The 16,771-nt window shown below is 72.6% G+C and carries 12 protein-coding genes; 3 read left to right on the top strand and 9 right to left on the bottom strand.

Translation table 11 applies throughout. From position 1 onward, the window contains the following. Positions 1–1,506, top strand: a complete 1,506-nt coding sequence (locus ACSC1Q_RS05865) for a PucR family transcriptional regulator (RefSeq protein ID WP_436757614.1) — start codon at positions 1–3, stop codon at positions 1,504–1,506. Here the strand turns inward: ACSC1Q_RS05865 and ACSC1Q_RS05860 are convergent. Then, a complete protein-coding gene (locus ACSC1Q_RS05860) occupies positions 1,495–1,947 on the bottom strand; it encodes an Lrp/AsnC family transcriptional regulator (protein WP_350966664.1) in 453 nt (150 codons plus the stop codon). The genes ACSC1Q_RS05865 and ACSC1Q_RS05860 overlap by 12 nt on opposite strands. 110 nt (positions 1,948–2,057) lie before the next feature. On the opposite strand from ACSC1Q_RS05860, the gene ACSC1Q_RS05855 reads away from it, so the two are divergent. After that, a complete protein-coding gene (locus tag ACSC1Q_RS05855; protein WP_436757613.1) occupies positions 2,058–5,624 on the top strand; it encodes an indolepyruvate ferredoxin oxidoreductase family protein in 3,567 nt (1,188 codons plus the stop codon). Positions 5,625–5,668: 44 nt separating this feature from the next. Here ACSC1Q_RS05855 and ACSC1Q_RS05850 read toward each other — a convergent pair whose 3' ends face one another. The 3 genes from ACSC1Q_RS05850 to ACSC1Q_RS05840 form a co-directional block, all read right to left on the bottom strand. After that, on the bottom strand, positions 5,669–6,592 hold the full coding sequence (locus ACSC1Q_RS05850; protein WP_436757612.1) for an aminoglycoside phosphotransferase family protein: 924 nt from the start codon (positions 6,590–6,592) through the stop codon (positions 5,669–5,671). Positions 6,593–6,753: 161 nt separating this feature from the next. Continuing rightward, positions 6,754–7,791, bottom strand: a complete 1,038-nt coding sequence (locus ACSC1Q_RS05845; RefSeq protein ID WP_436757611.1) for a carbohydrate kinase family protein — start codon at positions 7,789–7,791, stop codon at positions 6,754–6,756. Positions 7,792–7,947: 156 nt separating this feature from the next. Next, on the bottom strand, positions 7,948–9,012 hold the full coding sequence (locus ACSC1Q_RS05840) for a LacI family DNA-binding transcriptional regulator (protein ID WP_436757610.1): 1,065 nt from the start codon (positions 9,010–9,012) through the stop codon (positions 7,948–7,950). A 325-nt stretch (positions 9,013–9,337) separates the two neighbouring features. Here ACSC1Q_RS05840 and ACSC1Q_RS05835 point away from each other — a divergent pair, with 325 nt between their 5' ends. After that, positions 9,338–10,627, top strand: coding sequence for an ABC transporter ATP-binding protein (locus tag ACSC1Q_RS05835; protein WP_436757609.1), 1,290 nt, complete (start codon positions 9,338–9,340; stop codon positions 10,625–10,627). A 94-nt stretch (positions 10,628–10,721) separates the two neighbouring features. On the opposite strand, the gene ACSC1Q_RS05830 is transcribed toward ACSC1Q_RS05835, so the two are convergent. The 5 genes from ACSC1Q_RS05830 to ACSC1Q_RS05810 all read right to left on the bottom strand — a co-directional run bounded on the left by ACSC1Q_RS05830 (position 10,722) and on the right by ACSC1Q_RS05810 (position 16,744). Then, entirely contained in the window at positions 10,722–11,504 is a 783-nt protein-coding gene (locus ACSC1Q_RS05830) for a hypothetical protein (protein ID WP_436757608.1), read from the bottom strand. A 268-nt stretch (positions 11,505–11,772) separates the two neighbouring features. Then, positions 11,773–12,411, bottom strand: coding sequence for an ACT domain-containing protein (locus ACSC1Q_RS05825; RefSeq protein ID WP_436757607.1), 639 nt, complete (start codon positions 12,409–12,411; stop codon positions 11,773–11,775). A gap of 93 nt (positions 12,412–12,504) precedes the next feature. Continuing rightward, positions 12,505–13,770, bottom strand: coding sequence for a right-handed parallel beta-helix repeat-containing protein (locus ACSC1Q_RS05820; RefSeq protein WP_436757606.1), 1,266 nt, complete (start codon positions 13,768–13,770; stop codon positions 12,505–12,507). 315 nt (positions 13,771–14,085) lie between these two features. Beyond that, positions 14,086–15,138 carry a LacI family DNA-binding transcriptional regulator gene (locus ACSC1Q_RS05815; protein ID WP_436757605.1) on the bottom strand — a complete coding sequence of 351 codons (1,053 nt, stop codon included), beginning with the start codon at positions 15,136–15,138 and terminating at the stop codon, positions 14,086–14,088. Then, positions 15,128–16,744, bottom strand: coding sequence for a glycoside hydrolase family 13 protein (locus tag ACSC1Q_RS05810; RefSeq protein WP_436757604.1), 1,617 nt, complete (start codon positions 16,742–16,744; stop codon positions 15,128–15,130). The genes ACSC1Q_RS05815 and ACSC1Q_RS05810 overlap by 11 nt, the downstream gene beginning before the upstream one ends. Positions 16,745–16,771 lie beyond the last annotated feature (27 nt).

Below are 16,771 nucleotides of genomic sequence, written 5' to 3'. Positions count from 1 at the left end.
ATGCCGTTGACGTTGCGCGAACTGCTCTCCTTCGAGGTGCTCCGCGAGGCCCGCCCTGAGGTGCTCGCCGGGGAGGGCTCGCTCGACCGCGTGGTGCGCTGGGTCCACTCCAGCGAGATCTACGAGATCGGGCCGCTGCTGACCGGCGGCGAGCTGCTGCTGACGACCGGGCTCGGGCTGGCGGGCACCGACGCGGGCGCGCGGCGGCACTACCTGCGGGAGATCGCCGCGCGCGGGGTCGCCGGGATCGCCCTGGAGCTGGGCCGCACCTTCCCCGAGACGCCCCGCGAGCTGGTCGAGGAGGCGCGCAGGCAGGAGCTGCCGTTCATCGTCCTGCGCTCGGTGGTGCCGTTCATCCGGATCACCGAGGACGCCAACACCCTGATCGTCGACTACGCGAGCAGGCGGCTGCGGCTCGGCGACTCGGCCACCCGCGCCCTCAACGAGGCGCTCATCGCCGGGGCGGGCATCGCGGGGGTGCTCGCGACCGGGGCGCGGGTGACCGGCGCCCCGCTGGCGCTGGTCTCGGCGGGCGGCGCGCTCGTGTCCGCGCACGGCGTGGACGGTGACAGGGAGGCGTGGCAGGCCGTCGAGCACTCCGCCTGCGAGGCCCCGGTCACCCTGCACGGGCGGCCGTGGGGGCGGCTCGTCGCGGGCCCCGGCTCGGCGCTGCCCGCCGAGGACCTGTCCATCGCGCTGGAACGGACGGCGGTGGCGCTGGCCCTGGCCATGCTCCGCACCGGCAGCCCGCCGAGCGAGCGGGACCGCCAGGTCTCCGCGCTGCTGCGGGACCTCATCGAGGGCGGTGCCGAGGCCGGTTCCTCGGTACGGGCGATGATGGCCGGTTTCCACCCGGCTCCCGACCACGTGCTCGTCGGCGTGGCGGCCGACTCCCTGGAGACGGCGGCGGCACTGGCGGCGATCGACCGCGCGGCCCACATCCTGCACACCCCCGCGCTGCGGGGACGGCTGTCCCGGCTGGTGCTCGGCGCCCTCTCCGTGCCACGCGCGGTGACGGACGCGGTCGGCGCGGCGTCGCAGGCGCTGGACGAGGCCCTGCGGCGGGTGAGCGCGCCGGAGCTGCGGGTCGCGGTCGGGTATCCGGCCGCCGACCTCGGCGAGCTGGGCGGCTCGCTGCGCGACGCGCGGGCCGCGCTCGGCCTGCGCCCGTCGGCGCGCCTGGTCAGCACCCGCGCCCTCGCGCTGGACCTGGAACTGACCCGGCACGGGGACGGCGGCCACGCGGCCGACCTGGTCCGGCGGACGATCTCGTCGCTGGTGGACTGGGACGCGGCGCACCGGACGAACCTGGTCGGCACACTGGAGGTCTTCCTGCTGCACGGGTGCAGCGCCACCCGCGCGGCGGCCGTGCTGCACCTCGGCCGCCAGTCGTTCTACCAGCGGCTGCAGCGCATCGAGGCGCTGCTGGGCTACACCGTGACGGATCCGGACGTGCACGCCGCGCTGCTGCTCGCGACGGCGGCCCACCGGATCTCACAGGGGTAGGACGCCGCCGGGTTTGAGGGCCTTCATGGCGATCTGCGAGGTGAGCTTGTCGAGGCCGGGCAGGCGGCCGAGCCGCTCCAGGCAGAGCTGGCTGTAGGCGTCCATGTCGGGCACCGCCACCCGCAGCACGTAGTCGGGGCGGCCGAACATGCGCAGGCACTCCACCACGTCGTCGATCTCCATGACGGCGGCCTCGAAGGCGGTGACCGTCTCGGCGTCCTGGCCCTCCAGCTCGACGTAGGCGACGACCTGGAAGCCCCGCCCCACGGCCGCCGGGTCGATCACGGCGCGGTAGCCGGTGATCACTCCACTCTCCTCCAGGTTGCGGACCCTGCGCAGGCACGGCGAGGGGGTGAGCCGCACCCGCTCGGCCAGCTCCAGGTTGCTCAACCGCCCCTCCACCTGCAGGAGACCGAGAATTGCGCGATCCGTCACATCCATGACATCGGATGCTAACGAGGGGCTTCGGCCTTGGAAAGATTGACATCGAATTTTGTTCTACCTGGCATAACCTTGCGGCTACGCAGGAGCGCCGACGACGGGACGGAACCATGACGATCTTCGCAGACGCCCGGGAGGTCTCCCCCGACGACCGCTACCTGCTCGACGAGGGCCAGGTCTTCATGACCGGCACCCAGGCCCTGGTCAGGGTGATCATCGACCAGATGCGCGCCGACAGGGACGCGGGTCTCCGCACCGGCACGATGGTGTCCGGCTACCCCGGCTCCCCGCTCGGCGGCTTCGACCAGGAGCTGGCCCGCTCCCGCCGGCACACCGAGCCGCTCGGCGTGGTGCACCGCCCCGGGCAGAACGAGGAGCTCGGCGCCACCTCCGTCTGGGGCAGCCAGCTCGTGCCCACCCTCCCCCGCCCGCGCACCTCCGGCGTGCTGGGCGTCTGGTACGGCAAGGCGCCCGGCGTCGACCGCGCGGCCGACGCGTTCCGGCACGGCAACTTCGTCGGCGCCCACCCCGAGGGCGGCCTGATCGCGCTCTGCGGCGACGACCCGACCTGCAAGTCCTCCACCCTCCCCTCGGCGACCGAGGGCACGCTCGCCACGCTGGGCATGCCGATCGTCCACCCCGGCAGCGTCCAGGAGCTGCTCGACCTGGGACGCCACGCGATCGCGGCGTCCCGGGCGAGCGGCCTGTGGGTCGCGGTGAAGGCCGTCTCCAACGTCGTGGACGGCACCGGCACCGTGAACGTCGGGCATGACCGGGTCGTCCCGGTCATGCCCGTCGTCGAATACCAGGGCAGACCGTACCGGCACGTGCCCGACGCCACGCTGCTCACCCCGTGGTCGCTGGAGATGGAGCGCACGCTCGTCGGCCCGCGCCTCGACCTGGCCCGCGCCTACGCCCGCGAGAACGGGCTCAACCGCGTCACCGCCGACCCCCGTGACGCCTGGCTGGGCGTCGTCGCCTCCGGGACCGCCTACTACGACGTCCGCGAGGGCTTCCGCAAGCTCGGCGTCACCCCGGAGGAGGCCGGTGTCCGCCTCCTGAAGATCGGCATGCTCTGGCCGCTGGACCCGGAGATCGTCCGGACCTTCGCCCGGGGGCTGTCGGAGATCCTCGTCGTGGAGGAGAAGGCCCCGCTGCTGGAGACCTCGGTCAAGGACATCCTGTACGGGACCGCCGACGCCCCCCGCGTGCTGGGCAAGCTCGACGAGAACGGCGCGCGGCTCATCCCCCGGCACGGTGCCGTCGACGCCGACCTGGCCGCCAAGGCCATCGCCTTCCGGCTGCGCCGCCGGGGTCTGACTAGCCTGACCGGCCTGAACGGCCTGAGCGGCCCGGACGAGCTGAGCGGCCTGAACGACCCGGACGGTCTGAACGGCCTCGGCGAGCGGGTGGCGAAGGGGCTCTCCGTCATCTCGCGCCCGGCGCCGCTCACGCTGCTCACTCCCAAGCGCACCCCGTTCTTCTGCTCGGGCTGCCCGCACAACCGTTCCACCGCCGTCCCCGACAACGCGCCCGTCGGCGCCGGGATCGGCTGCCACACCATGGTGGTGCTCAACCGCGAGGGCAAGGGCACGCTCACCGGCCTCACCCAGATGGGCGGCGAGGGCGCGCAGTGGATCGGCCAGGCGCCGTTCACCGACACCCCGCACATCTTCCAGAACCTCGGCGACGGCACCTTCCACCACAGCGGCTCGCTCGCGGTCAGGGCCGCGGTCGGCGCGGGCGTCAACATCACCTACAAGCTGCTCTACAACAGCGCGGTAGCGATGACCGGCGGCCAGACGATCACCCCGGCGCTGTCGGTGCCCGACCTGACCCGCTGGCTGGAGACCGAGGGGGTGCGCAGGGTCGTCGTCACCACCGACGAGCCCGGGCGCTACCGGGGGGTCAGGCTCGCGGGCATCGCCGAGGTGCGCGAGAGGACGGCGCTGGAGGACGCCCAGCGCGAGCTGGCCGCGATCCCCGGCGTGACCGTGCTCATCCACGACCAGCGGTGCGCGGCCGAGAAGCGGCGGCTGCGCAAGAAGGGCGACCTGCCCGACCCCGCCGGGCGGGTGGCGATCAACCAGCGGGTCTGCGAGGGCTGCGGCGACTGCGGGCAGAAGTCCGAGTGCCTGTCCGTGCTGCCGGTGGAGACCGAGTTCGGCCGCAAGACCGAGATCCACCAGTCGTCCTGCAACAAGGACTACTCGTGCGTGGAGGGCGACTGCCCGTCCTTCCTCACCGTCCTGCCCGCCCTGTCCTCGAAGGGGAAGGCCGCTTCGAGGAAGCGCGCGCCGCTGCCCGCGCCGCCGGAGATGCCCCTCCCCGAGGCGCGCACCGGGGAGACCTCGATCAGGCTCGTCGGCATCGGCGGCACCGGCGTGGTGTCGGTCGCGCAGATCCTCGGCACCGCCGCGATGCTCGACGGCAGGCGGTCGCGGGGGCTCGACCAGACCGGCCTGGCCCAGAAGGGCGGCACGGTCGTCTCCGACATCCTCATCTTCGACGGTGACGGCGACCGCTCGGCGCGGGGCGGCGCGGCCAGCGTGGACGCCTACCTGGCGCTGGACCTGATCGGCGCCACCGACCCCGCCCACCTGGCCGCCGCCGACCGCGACCGTACCGTGGCGGTGGTCTCCACCAGCCTGGTGCCGACCGGTTCGATGGTGCTCGACCCGGCCACCAACCTGACCGACACGGCCTCGCCGATCGGCGCGCTGGAGTCGCGGACCCGGCGCGACCTGAACGTCTACCTCGACGCCGAGGAGATGGCCCAGGCGCTGTTCGGCGACCACATGCCCGCCAACACGATCATCGTCGGGGCCGCCTGGCAGCGCGGGCTCATCCCGCTCGGCCTGGAGTCGATCGAGCGGGCCATCCGCGCGGGCGGCGGGGCCGCCGAGCGGACCGTCGCCGCCTTCCACTGGGGGCGCGCGGTGGTCGCCGCCCCCGAGGCCGTGGCCGCGGCGACCCGTCCCGCCGTCCCGGCCGCGCCGCTCCCCTCCCCGGAGTCGGTACGCCTGGTCGACGCGGTCGCCGAGCCCGGCACCGAGCTGCACCGGATCCTCACGGTCCGGGTGCCCGACCTCGTCGCGTACCAGAACGCGCGCTACGCCGCCCGGTACGCCGACGCGGTCCGCGCGGTCCTCGCCAGGGAGCGGGAGGTCTCCCCCGGGAGCACCGCCGTCACCGAGGTCTACGCCCGGCAGCTGCACCGGCTGATGGCGTACAAGGACGAGTACGAGGTGGCGCGCCTGCACCTCGACCCGGCCGAGCGGGCGCGGATCGCCGCCGAGTTCGGCCCCGGCGCGAGGGTCTCCTACAACCTGCACCCGCCGTTCCTGCGCGCCCTGGGCATGAGGCGCAAGCTCCGCCTCGGCACCTGGTTCGACCCGGCCTTCCGCCTGCTGTACGGCATGCGCGTGCTGCGCGGCACCCGCCTTGACCCGTTCGGCCTGGGCGGGGTGCGCGGGACGGAGCGGGAGCTCGCCGCCGAGTACACCCGCGACGTGCACCTCGCGCTGGACCACCTGCGCCCCGAGACCGGGGAGCGGGTCCGCGAGCTGGCCGGGCTGCCGGACGCGGTCCGCGGCTACGAGCACGTGAAGCTGCGCAACGTGGCCGCCTACCGCGCCTCCGTCAGGACCGTCCTCGACGAGCTGACCGGCGCCTGAGATCCGTGCCCCCGGCGCCGATACCGGTGCCGGTGCCGGTGGGGTCAGCCGGTGCGATCGTGGTCGGCCAGGACCTCGTCGATGACGCGGCGGTTGACCGCGGCTCGCCTCTCGTCCTTGCCGGTGCCCCCGTCGATGTGCTCGACCAGGGTGATCAGGGCCTTCCACAGCGCCCAGCCACGAGCCCGCGCCCACATGGCGGGCTCCTGGCCGACGGCGCCGCGGAAGGCCTCCCGGCTCTCGCCGGAGAACATCGTCCACGCGATCACCAGGTCGCAGGCGGGATCGCCGACGCCCGACGTCCCGAAGTCGATGACGGCGGCCAGTTTTCCGTCCCTGACCAGCAGGTTGCCGCTCGCGATGTCGCCGTGGAACCACACCGGCGGCCCGGACCAGACGGCGTCGAGGGCGGCGTCCCACACGGCCGATGCCCGGGTGGTGTCGATGCGGCCGTCCAGCGCGGCGAGGGAGCGGCGTGTCTCGTCGTCGTAGTGGGCCGGTGACGCGCCCCGGTGGAAGCTGTGCGCGCCCGCCGGAGGCCCGCCGGTCGCGTCGGCGCGCTGCAGGGCGAGAACGAAGCCGGCGACCGAGACCGCGAACTCGGACAGGTCGCCGATGCGGTCGAGGCTCGCGGTCTCGCCGTCCAGCCAGCCACGGATCGACCAGGTGAACCGGTATCCCTCGCCCGGAACCCCCTTCGCCAGCGGCACGGGAACGGCGACCGGCAACGACGGGGCGAGAACCGGCAGCCATCGGTCCTCCTTGTCGACCGCCGGGACATAACCGGCGGCGGTGGGAAGGCGCACCGTCATCTCGTCACCGAGACGGTAGGTGCGGTTGTCCCACCCGTCGACCTCGACCGGGGTCACGGGGAGGGCGCTCCACCGCGGGAACTGGGCCGCGACCAGCCGCTTCACCAGCGCCGCGTCGATGCCGGCGCGACCGTCACTGTGCGGGCTCTCGATCACCCCGAGAGTGTGTCCGCCGTTCCCCCCGCCGTGCAAACGGTTTTCGGCGTCCCTCGCACGCGGACGCCGTCACGTGGCGGCTGAGCGGGCGGGGCCGGCGTGCCCGCGCGAGGGCTACGGGAGACGGGCGGTTTCCCCGGGTTCCCCACGCGGCCGGGCTCTCACGCGTGACCGGGTTCCCCCACGCGGCCGGGTGCTCCCCCATGACCGGATTTCCCCGCGTGGCCGGGCCCTCCCGCCTCTCCCACGCGAAAGAGGAGGTCCGGCTCGGCGATGGGGTTCTCGTGGGTGCCCGCCGACGTGCAGGCGTGGGCTCCGGCGACGGCGCCGAGCGGGATGGAGTCGTCGAGGGAACGCCCGGAGAGCAGCCCGTACAGGACCCCCGAGACGAACGCGTCGCCCGCGCCGTTGCTGTCGACCACCGGCCCCGGCAGGGGGGCGGCGGGAAAGCCGCGGAAGCCGTCCGCGTCCAGGACGCGGCAGCCCTCGGCGCCCTCCGTGCAGACCACGGCCCTCGCCCGGCCACGTTCCAGGATGTCGCGCATGACCTCGTCGCGGCGCGGGCCGAGCGCGGTGGCCGACAGGAAGACCAGGTCGGAGGAGTGGGCGAAGTCCCTGTGGTGGTCGTTCTCGCCGTCCCAGTCGTGCAGGTCGGTGGAGACGGACCCTCCACCCAGGACGATCCCGGCACCCGGGACGGTCCCGGCGGCCGGTTCGGGTCCGGCGCTCGGGCCGGACCCGGTGCGCAGGTCGGGGTAGACGTGCCGGGAGAAGTCGGTGATCGACACGTGGACGTGCCGGGCCGTGCGGACCGCGTCCAGGTAGAGCTCCCCGGGCAGCCGCTCGCCCGGCGCGGCGCGCGGGTCGAACAGCGAGGTGCGCCGCCCGTCCGGGCCGACGAGCAGGATGCTGCGCCGGGTCCCCTGCGGCGCGAGCGCCCAGCCGGTGTCCACCCCCCTCTCCGCGAAGTGGGCCCGGACGAACCGGCCCTGCGGGTCGTCGCCGATCAGGTCGACCAGCTTGACCCTCAGCCCGAGCGCGTGGCAGCCGAGGGCGACACCGCTGCCGGTGTTGCCGATCCGGTCGATCACCGGCGGGACCGCGTAGGTGTCGGCGTACGGCAGGGGAAGCGAGGGCACGTAGGCGGTGGTGTCGACTCCGGTGCCGCCGATGACGACGACATCGTGACCAGTGTTCATCGGGCCATGGTCCCACCCGGCCGGACACGCGCCCCCGGAGGCCGTCCGGGCCCGGCGACCGACCGGTGAGCCCCACCCAGCGAACCCCGGCGGTCGGCCAAAGGGCCCGAGCCGGCCGGGCTCGGCGACCGACCGGTGAGCCCCGACCGGCGGAACCTAGCGGCTGACCAGGGGGCCGGAGCCGGTCGAGCGGCGGACGACGAGTTCGGGCTGGAACATCAGCTCGACGTGTTTGGCGCGGACCCCGTTGATCTCCTCAAGGAGGGTCGCCACCGCCGCCGAGGCCATCGAGCCGATGGGCTTGCGCACGGTGGTGAGCGGCGGGTCGGTGAACGCGATCAGCGGCGAGTCGTCGAACCCCACCACCGACACCTCTCCCGGCACCGAGAGCCCGCGGTCGCGGCAGGCCCGGATCGCGCCCAGCGCCATCAGGTCGGACGCGCACACGATCCCCGTGCATCCCCGCGCCAGCAGCTGCGCCGCGGCGGCCTGCCCGCCCTCCACCGAGAACAGCGAGTGCGAGATCAGCTCGCCGGTGTCCGTGACGCCGAGCAGCTGGGACATGGCCTGCCGGTAGCCCTCGATCTTCCTGATCACCGGCACGAACCGGCGCGGCCCCACGGCGAGGCCGATGCGCTCGTGGCCGAGGTCGACCAGGTGCTGCACGGCGAGCCGGGCGGCGGCCCGGTCGTCCGGGGAGATGAAGGGTGCCTCGACGCGCTCGCTGTAGCCGTCGAGCAGGACGATCGGCAGCCCGCGCTCGATCAGGCGCGTGTAACGGTCCATCTTCGCCGTGGTGTCGGCGTGCAGCCCGGAGACGAAGACGATGCCGCTCACCCCGCGGTCCATCAGGAGCTCGGTGAACTCGTCCTCGGGGGCGCCCCCGGGCAGCTGGGTGCAGAGCACAGGCGTGTAGCCGTGCTGGGTGAGCGCCTTCTCGATGGCCTGGGCGAAGGCCGGGAAGATCGGGTTGTCCAGCTCCGGGGTGACCAGCCCGACCAGGCCGTTGCTGCGCTGGCGCAGCCGCTGAGGACGCTCGTACCCCATCAGGTCCAGGGCCGTCAGCACCGCCTGCCGGGTCAACGGCGACACGCTGGGCTTGCCGTTGAGCACCCGGCTGACCGTGGCCTCGCTCACCCCGGCCTGCGCGGCGATGTCGGCCAGCCGGATCGCCGTCCCGTCGGAGCGGAGGCGTGAGGTCTGCGCGAGCTCACCGTCCATCAAGCAGTCACCCCACCATGCGGCTGAACACCGTGCGACTGAACACCACGCGGCCGAACCAGGCGCGAAACGATCGGCATCCGGCACCCTCTATGAAATTCGTTTCTGCAACTTTTCGCAAATTGTAACATTTCAACCCTCGTGCTGGCGTTCCGGTAAAGGTGCTATGTCACGACTGGATGTCACACCGGGGAACGGAGAAGTAACCATTAGATGAGCAATTTCTAACGACATCTATGGACACACGGGCAAGTGTCGCGATGTACTACCTCATCAATCACACGGCTGGGATCCGGGCGGGGGCGCCCGGGAGGAACGAGCGCGCATGAGTACCGTCGTCCTCGACAACGTGAGCAAGGTATACCCGGGCGGATACCTCGCGGTCGACCGCATGAGCCTGCGCGCGGAAAACGGGGAGTTTCTCGTACTCCTGGGCCCCTCGGGCTGCGGTAAGTCCACCCTGTTGCGGATGATCGCCGGTCTGGAGGAGGTCACCGACGGGGACCTGTGGCTGGGCGGCACGCTCGCCAACGAGCTCGCCCCCCGCGACCGCGACGTGGCCATGGTGTTCCAGAACGGCGCGCTCTACCCGCACCGGACGGTACGCGGCAACATCGCCTTCCCCCTGGAGATCGCGAAGGCCGACCCGGCGATGGTCAGGGAGCGCGTGACGGAGCTGTCGAAGGCGCTGCACATCGACGAGACCCTGGAAAGGCGACCCGGAACGCTCTCCGGTGGCCAGCGCCAGCGCGTGGCGATGGGCCGCGCGATCGTCCGCCAGCCCTCGCTCTTCCTGATGGACGAGCCGCTCTCCAACCTGGACGCGGGCATGCGCACCGAGCTCCGGATGGAGATCTCGTCGCTGGTCCGCTCCCTCGGGGTGACCACGATCTACGTGACGCACGACCAGGTCGAGGCCCTCACGCTCGCCGACCGGATCGCCATCATGAACCGCGGCGTCCTGCAGGACGTCGGCACTCCCGCCCAGGTCTACAACGACCCCGCGACCGCCTTCACCGCGGCCTTCCTCAGCTCCCAGCAGATCAACCTGCTCGCGGCCACCGTGCGCACCCCGCAGAACCAGTTCATCCTGCTGGACTTCGGCCCGCACCAGATCATGATTCCCTGGACCGATCCCAGGGCGTACGTCATCTCCCAGCACGTGGGCCACCAGATCATCGTCGGCCTGCGGCCGGACTGCCTCGCGCCGGTTCCCGACAGCTTCGACGGGCCGACCTTCCTCGGCCGCGTCCGCGCCCTGGAGTACCACGGCCACGAGTGGCTCGCCTACGTCGAGAGCGGGCTCACCTCCGTGGCGGTGCCCGAGCCCCCCGACCCCCGGCACAAGGCCAACGGCCTGGGCGTCCCCCTCGTCGGCGGGCGGATCCGCTCGGTCCTGCGGCGGCTGATGCCCGGTGGCGCGTTCGACGAGGACGCCGAGCCGCAGCAGGCGCAGGAGCAGGTCGGCGGCAACCACCGCCGGGCCGATCTCATCGTCCGCCTGGGGTCCCGCCCCGTCTGGCGGGCCGGGGAGCCCGCCCGGGTGGGGGTCGACGTCACCCGCCTGATGCTCTTCACCATGGACGGCGCCCGCATCGACCCGCCGCAGCGCTGACGCGACACCGCCCCGGGCCCCACCCCCGATCCACCTCGGTCCCACCCGGCCCCCGGTACCCGCCCGGAACCGCCGCGACGGCGAGGCGGGACGGTCAGACCGGCCTGATGGTCTCGCCGATCCTGTCGAACAGCTCCTGCTTGCCCTCGGTGTCGGTGCTGAGCGTGACGATGCAGGTCCTGTCCGCGACCGGCACGTAGTACTGGGTGCCCCGGACGTCGACGCCGTTGGTCCGGAACGAGTAGACGATCCGCGCCGCGTCCCTGGAGCCGATCCGCACCTTCCTCGTCTCGACGACCTTGGCGTTGAGCTGTTCCAGCTGGGATCTGGTCTCCCTGAGCAGCTGTTCCGTCGAGATCTGCCGCCCTGCCTGGCAGAAGGCGTTGAGGTTGGTGGGGAAGCCGTTCCTGGAGCCCTTCGCCGAGCCGGTGTCCGACGCCCAGATGCCGTTGTTGTCGACCAGGGTCTGCAGGCTCTTCTTCGCCTGTTCCAGCGTGGGGCCCGTCAGGCCGCTGTTCTTCAGCCCCTTGTCGAGGTCGTCCTTGGTCAGGTCGAGCGCGACCCACTCCTTCGGGATCGCGACGGTGACGCCGTTGGCGGGCCCCCCGATCCGCTTGAACCCCTCCGGTACGGGCGCGGCGCTCTCGGGCGAACCGGAACCGGAACTGGAACCGGGACTCGGCGTGGCGCTCGCGCCGGGTTCGGCGCTCTGTCCGGGACCCGGACTTCGCGCGAGGTCGAGGCCCCGCGCCGGGGCCGCGAGAACGGCGCCCGTCACGGTCCCGCTCCCACCCCCGCAGGCCGTACTCGCTCCCAGGCAGAGTCCCACCAGGGTCCCTACCAGGGTCGTCGTCACGACGTGGTGGCGCTCAGACATCAGGCTGCCCTCCTCGCGGACCCGCGGGGGCCCGGTACCGATACGACCAGCGGCGTCCATCGGGGGGAGATCTGATGCGGGTGTGCGCGACGGCCACCGTCCCGCCGGGCGGACCCGGCCGCCCTCGGCGGGCGGGACCGGGCACGACGGACGGGGAGGCGCGGTCACGGAAGGTGGCGCCGAGCCACTCCTAGCCTTCCTACCCAATAACCGACATATCGGAAACGCGGGCACTCGGGAGACGCAGGCACTCATGGAGCGCGGTTACTCACGAAGCGCGGCTCATGATGGAGACGATCTCCAGGACGCGGATGGCACGGTCCAGCTCCGCGCGGTGGAAGGGCGGGCCGTCGGTCCTGGCCAGGACCAGCTGCCGGTTCGTCTCCGGCACCGGGAGGCTCATCAGCTGGTGCCGCCCGGAACCGAGGACGGCGGGACGTAGCGTGGCGAGGTCCGCCACCTTGACGCCGACGAGACCACCCGTCTCGTCGAGGGTCACCGGGGCCTGCCAGCTGCGGTGGACGAGATCCTCGCTCTCCGGCGACAGGACCACCGCCCACTCGGCGCTCACCAGGTCGGGCATGGCGTCCACGAGGGTGGCGAAGGCCCTGCCGGGATCGGCGGCGACGTGTTTCAGCAGGTCGTAGTCGGGCGCGGTGCCGGGTATCTCTCGAGTGGGCCAGACACCCTCGACGCGCATTCCCGGGACGCCCGAGAGGCGGTCCTTGACCGTCTCCGCGTCCACGGTGCCGGGCCAGGAGACGGTGAAGTCGTCCACCGCCCGGCCCACCTCGCGTTCCAGGACCGTCACCTGGAGGATGTCCGCACCCAGCGTGCCGAGCACCCGGGCCGCCTGCCCCAGGGCGCCCGGCCTGTCGGGGAAGGAAACACGTAGCCGCAACATCATGTCGATCACCTCGCTCTGCGACCAGACTGTCCTAGCCAGGTTTCACGAAGGTTCCGGGGAGATGTCCAGAATAAAGCCTGAAATACGTAAAAATCAGGACTGGTAGGCCCCGGCGGCGGGGGCCGCGGACAGCGCGGCACCGGAGAGGTCACGGGCCAGGCCCGCCCCTCCGTACCAGGTGGGGCCGAGCTTGACGCCCCGGCCGAGCGCCGGGGAGCCGGGACGCAGGCGCAGGTCCGTCCGGCTCCTGAAGCGGGGGTCGGCCACGATCGACTTGCGGCCCAGCTTGAACTTCAGGGAGCGGCCCTTGTAGACGCCGGCGTCCTCGTCGGCCCCCTTGCCGTCCTCGAAGCCCACCTCGCCGCCGACCACGATGATGTTGTTGCGCAGCTTCAGGATCCCCGGGGAGCAGCCGTCGTGGCAGGCCCAGCCGAGGGTCTTGCGGGCGGGCAGATAGACCGAGTTGTGCACCGCGACGGTGCCCTTCACCGGCCCGACCACGTGGCCGGGGCCCCGGGTGACGAGGAAGGAGCCCCTGCGCGAGGAGGTGACCACGTTGTGGGCGAAGACGTTGCCCCCGGCGGTCTTGCCCTTCTGCGCGCCGAGCTCGACGAAGGTCTCGTTGTCCCTGGCGACGTTGTGGGTGATCCGGTTGCGGTCGCCGTTGAACACCTCGACGGCGGCGCCGTCGGTGCCGTAGTCCTTGCTGCTCGCGTAGCTGCCGGTGATCGTGTTTCCGGTGACGAGGTTGTCGTCGCCGTTGAGCAGCACGCCGAACGCGCCGGAGTCGTCGTCGCCGCCCTCGTCGTTGACGCTCATCCGGTTGTTGTCGCTCAGGACGCTGTTCTTGACGACGTTGCGCGCGCCGATGAAGTGGACCCCGGTGATGTTGCGGTCGGCGATGACGCGGTCGAGCTCGTTGCGGCTGCCGCCGACCTCGAATCCGGCCCACTGGCAGTTGCTCGCCCGCACCCCCACGACCCGCACGTAGGAGCCCGAGATCACCACGCAGGCGGCGTCCCTGCCGCTGATCCTCGGGGCCGCGCCCTTGCCGTACGGCTCGACCGAGATGGGGCTGGCGGCGGTGCCCTTGCCGGACAGCGTCAGCGCGCCCGGCCAGCCGCCGCCGCGCTTGAGGCGCACGGTGTCGCCGGGGCCCAGGGTGGCGGCGTTGACGTTGTCCAGGCTGCGCCAGGCCGTGGCGGCCGAGGTCCCGGCGGCGGAGTCGTCGCCCGACCTGGAGTCGACGTAGTAGACGGTGCCCGCCGCGGACGCGGTGGCCCCGGGCACGGCGACGATCATGCCTCCCGCCAAGAGAGCCCCCGCCGCGGGAGCGGCCCACAGCCTCGTCGAGTCCATCCTGGTACGCTCCATCGCCGTCACCGCCAGTACGTCAGCGCAGATCTTCGCACACCCGGGGTTCACTCAGCGATCCGAGCGAAGGACGCACAGCCGACCGTTACCTCCGCCTCGCTCCGGCGGGCCGGGAGGCGGCGGCTTCGGGGCCGGGAGGCGGCGCGGGGCCGGGGTTCCCGGTCGCCGTCCGCGCGGTTCACGCCCTGGTGGCGACGGTCAGGAGGTGGGCCGGGGAGCGCGTCAGGATATACTCCCGCGGTCCGTGACGACCCGCCTCGCCGAGCCACCGGGTGATCGTCTCCCGGCGGACGGGGGCGATCAACGGACGATCTTGGGTCCCGATCCCGTCGAGCCCCGCACGATGAGTTCCGGCTGGAAGATCAGCTCGGAGTGCTGGCCGGGCGCCCCGGCGACGGCCTCCAGGAGGGTGTGCACGGCGGCGGTGACCATCGGCTGCACGGGCTGGCGCACGGTGGTGAGCGGCGGGTCGGTGAACGCGATCAGCGGCGAGTCGTCGAACCCCACCACCGACACATCTCCCGGCACCGACAGTCCCCGGTCGCGGCAGGCCCGGATCGCGCCCAGCGCCATCAGGTCCGAGGCGCACACGATCCCCGTGCAGCCGCGTTCCAGCAGCTGCGCGGTCGCGACCTGGCCGCCCTCCACGGAGAACAGCGAGTGCGAGATCAGCCCGTCGACGTCCGTGACGCCGAGCAGCTGGGACATGGCCTGCCGGTAGCCCTCGATCTTCCTGATCACCGGCACGAACCGGCCGGGGCCGACGGCGAGGCCGATGCGCTCGTGGCCGAGGTCGACCAGGTGCTGCACGGCGAGCCGGGCGGCGGCCCGGTCGTCCGGGGAGATGAACGGGGCGGGCACGTCGGCGGCGTGCCCGTTGAGCAGGACGATCGGCACGCCCTGCCCGATCAGCTGGGTGTAGCGGTCCGAGCGGGCGGTGATGTCCGCGTGCAGCCCGGAGACGAAGATGATGCCGCTCACCCCGCGCTCCACGAGCAGCTCGGTGAACTCGTCCTCGACCGCCCCGCCCGGCAGCTGGGTGCAGAGGACCGGCGTGTAGCCGTGCTGGGTGAGCGTCTTCTCGAACGCCTGGGCGAAGGCCGGGAAGATCGGGTTGTCCAGCTCCGGGGTGACGAGGCCGATCAGCCCGTTGCTGCGCTGGCGCAGCCGCTGAGGACGCTCGTACCCCATCAGGTCCAGGGCCGTCAGCACCGCCTGCCGGGTCACGGCCGAGACGCCCGGCTTGCCGTTGAGCACCCGGCTGACCGTGGCCTCGCTCACCCCGGCCTGCGCGGCGATGTCGGTCAGCCTCGCGGTGCCGGTGCCGCCGTGACCGAGGGTGCTATGCGGCATCGGGTTCCCACCAGACGGCGGAGTCGGGGGCGAGCCGCGCCACGCCGCCCTCGACGGCCGTCTCCGCGCTGGCGAGCAGGATCCGCCCGGGTGCGGGTAGCTCCACGGGCTCGCCGGTGAGGTTGACCGTGCAGGCGAACCCGTCGCCCCTGGAGAAGGCGAGAGTGCCATCCGGGGAGTCGAGCCAGGTCAGCGGGGCGTCGTCGAAGGAGCGGCGCTCGCGCCTGATCCGCAGCGCCTCCCGGTAGAGGTTCAGCGTGGAGACCGGGTCGCCGAGCTGGGAGGCGACGCTGAGCGGCCCCCAGGAGGGCGGCATGGGCAGCCAGGTCCCCTCGGCGCCGGGCAGGCTGAAGCCGAAGTGCGGCTCGCCGTCGGCCCACGGGAGCGGCACCCGGCAGCCGTCGCGGCCGTCGTCGGGGTCGCGCAGGCGCTGCGGGTCGCGCAGGAACTCCTCGGGCAGGTCGAGGACCTCGGGCAGCCCGAGCTCCTCCCCCTGGTAGACGTAGGCCGAGCCGGGCAGGGAGAGCGTGAGCAGGGCGGCGGCGCGGGAGCGGCGCAGGCCGGCCTCGCCGCCGCCGTACCGGGTGAGGTGGCGCTTGACGTCGTGGTTGGAAAGGACCCAGGTGCAGGGCGCGCCGACCAGCCCGGCCGTCGTCAGCGACTCCTGGATGACCGCGCGGAACGCGACGGCCTCCCAGGGCGCGACGAGGAACTGGAAGTTGAACGCCTGGTGCATCTCGTCGGGGCGGACGTAGTTGGCCAGCCGCAGCGAGGACGGCGCCCACGCCTCGGCGACGCCGATCCGCTCCCCGGGGTAGGAGTCGAGCAGCCTGCGCCAGGCCCGGTGGATCTCGTGCACGCCGTCCTGGTCGAAGAACGGCACCACCTCGGTGCCGATCATCCCGACCTGGTCGGGGTGGCCGACGTCGGGCAGGCCGTCGGCCTTGACCATGCCGTGGGCGACGTCGACGCGGAAGCCGTCGACCCCCATGTCGAGCCAGAACCGCAGGATCGACTCGAACTCCGCGTGGACCTCGGGGTTCTCCCAGTTCAGGTCGGGCTGCTGTGGGGCGAACAGGTGGAGGTACCACTCGCCGTCGGGCAGCCGGGTCCACGCGGGGCCGCCGAAGACCGACTCCCAGTCGTTGGGCGGCAGCTCCCCTCCGGCGCCCCGGCCCTCGCGGAAGAGGTAGCGCTCCCGCGCGGGGTCCCCGGGGGGCGCGGCGAGGGCCTCCAGGAACCAGGCGTGCCGGTCGGAGGTGTGGTTGGGCACCACGTCCACGATGACCCGCAGGCCGTGCCGGTGCGCGTCGTCGATCAGCGCCCCGGCGTCGGCCAGCGACCCGAAGATCGGGTCCACGTCCCGGTAGTCGGCCACGTCGTAGCCGAAGTCGGCCATCGGCGAGGTGAAGAACGGGGTGAGCCAGACCGCGTCGACCCCGAGGTCCGCGAGGTACGGGAGCCTGCCGCGCACGCCGAGCAGGTCCCCCACGCCGTCGCCGTTGCCGTCGGCGAAGCTGCGCACGTAGACCTGGTAGATCACCGCGTCCCGCCACCATCGGGTGGCGGTCCCGGCACCCCGGTCGCTCCGGGCAAGCTCGGTCATATCAAATCCCCCGATCAGACGACATAT

The organism is Streptosporangium heterodermiicola (assembly GCF_051390675.1).
Classification (GTDB): Bacteria; Actinomycetota; Actinomycetes; order Streptosporangiales; family Streptosporangiaceae; genus Streptosporangium.
This window is presented reverse-complemented; position numbering and strand designations above follow the sequence as displayed.

Excerpts from the sequence above, each read along its gene's own strand:
- ACSC1Q_RS05865 (WP_436757614.1), top strand. The coding sequence starts at position 1 with ATGCCGTTGACGTTGCGCGAACTGCTCTCCTTCGAGGTGCTCCGCGAG.
- ACSC1Q_RS05860 (WP_350966664.1), bottom strand. The coding sequence starts at position 1,947 with ATGGATGTGACGGATCGCGCAATTCTCGGTCTCCTGCAGGTGGAGGGG.
- ACSC1Q_RS05855 (WP_436757613.1), top strand. The coding sequence starts at position 2,058 with ATGACGATCTTCGCAGACGCCCGGGAGGTCTCCCCCGACGACCGCTAC.
- ACSC1Q_RS05845 (WP_436757611.1), bottom strand. The coding sequence starts at position 7,791 with ATGAACACTGGTCACGATGTCGTCGTCATCGGCGGCACCGGAGTCGAC.
- ACSC1Q_RS05840 (WP_436757610.1), bottom strand. The coding sequence starts at position 9,012 with ATGGACGGTGAGCTCGCGCAGACCTCACGCCTCCGCTCCGACGGGACG.
- ACSC1Q_RS05835 (WP_436757609.1), top strand. The coding sequence starts at position 9,338 with ATGAGTACCGTCGTCCTCGACAACGTGAGCAAGGTATACCCGGGCGGA.
- ACSC1Q_RS05830 (WP_436757608.1), bottom strand. The coding sequence starts at position 11,504 with ATGTCTGAGCGCCACCACGTCGTGACGACGACCCTGGTAGGGACCCTG.
- ACSC1Q_RS05825 (WP_436757607.1), bottom strand. The coding sequence starts at position 12,411 with ATGATGTTGCGGCTACGTGTTTCCTTCCCCGACAGGCCGGGCGCCCTG.
- ACSC1Q_RS05820 (WP_436757606.1), bottom strand. The coding sequence starts at position 13,770 with ATGGACTCGACGAGGCTGTGGGCCGCTCCCGCGGCGGGGGCTCTCTTG.
- ACSC1Q_RS05815 (WP_436757605.1), bottom strand. The coding sequence starts at position 15,138 with ATGCCGCATAGCACCCTCGGTCACGGCGGCACCGGCACCGCGAGGCTG.
- ACSC1Q_RS05810 (WP_436757604.1), bottom strand. The coding sequence starts at position 16,744 with ATGACCGAGCTTGCCCGGAGCGACCGGGGTGCCGGGACCGCCACCCGA.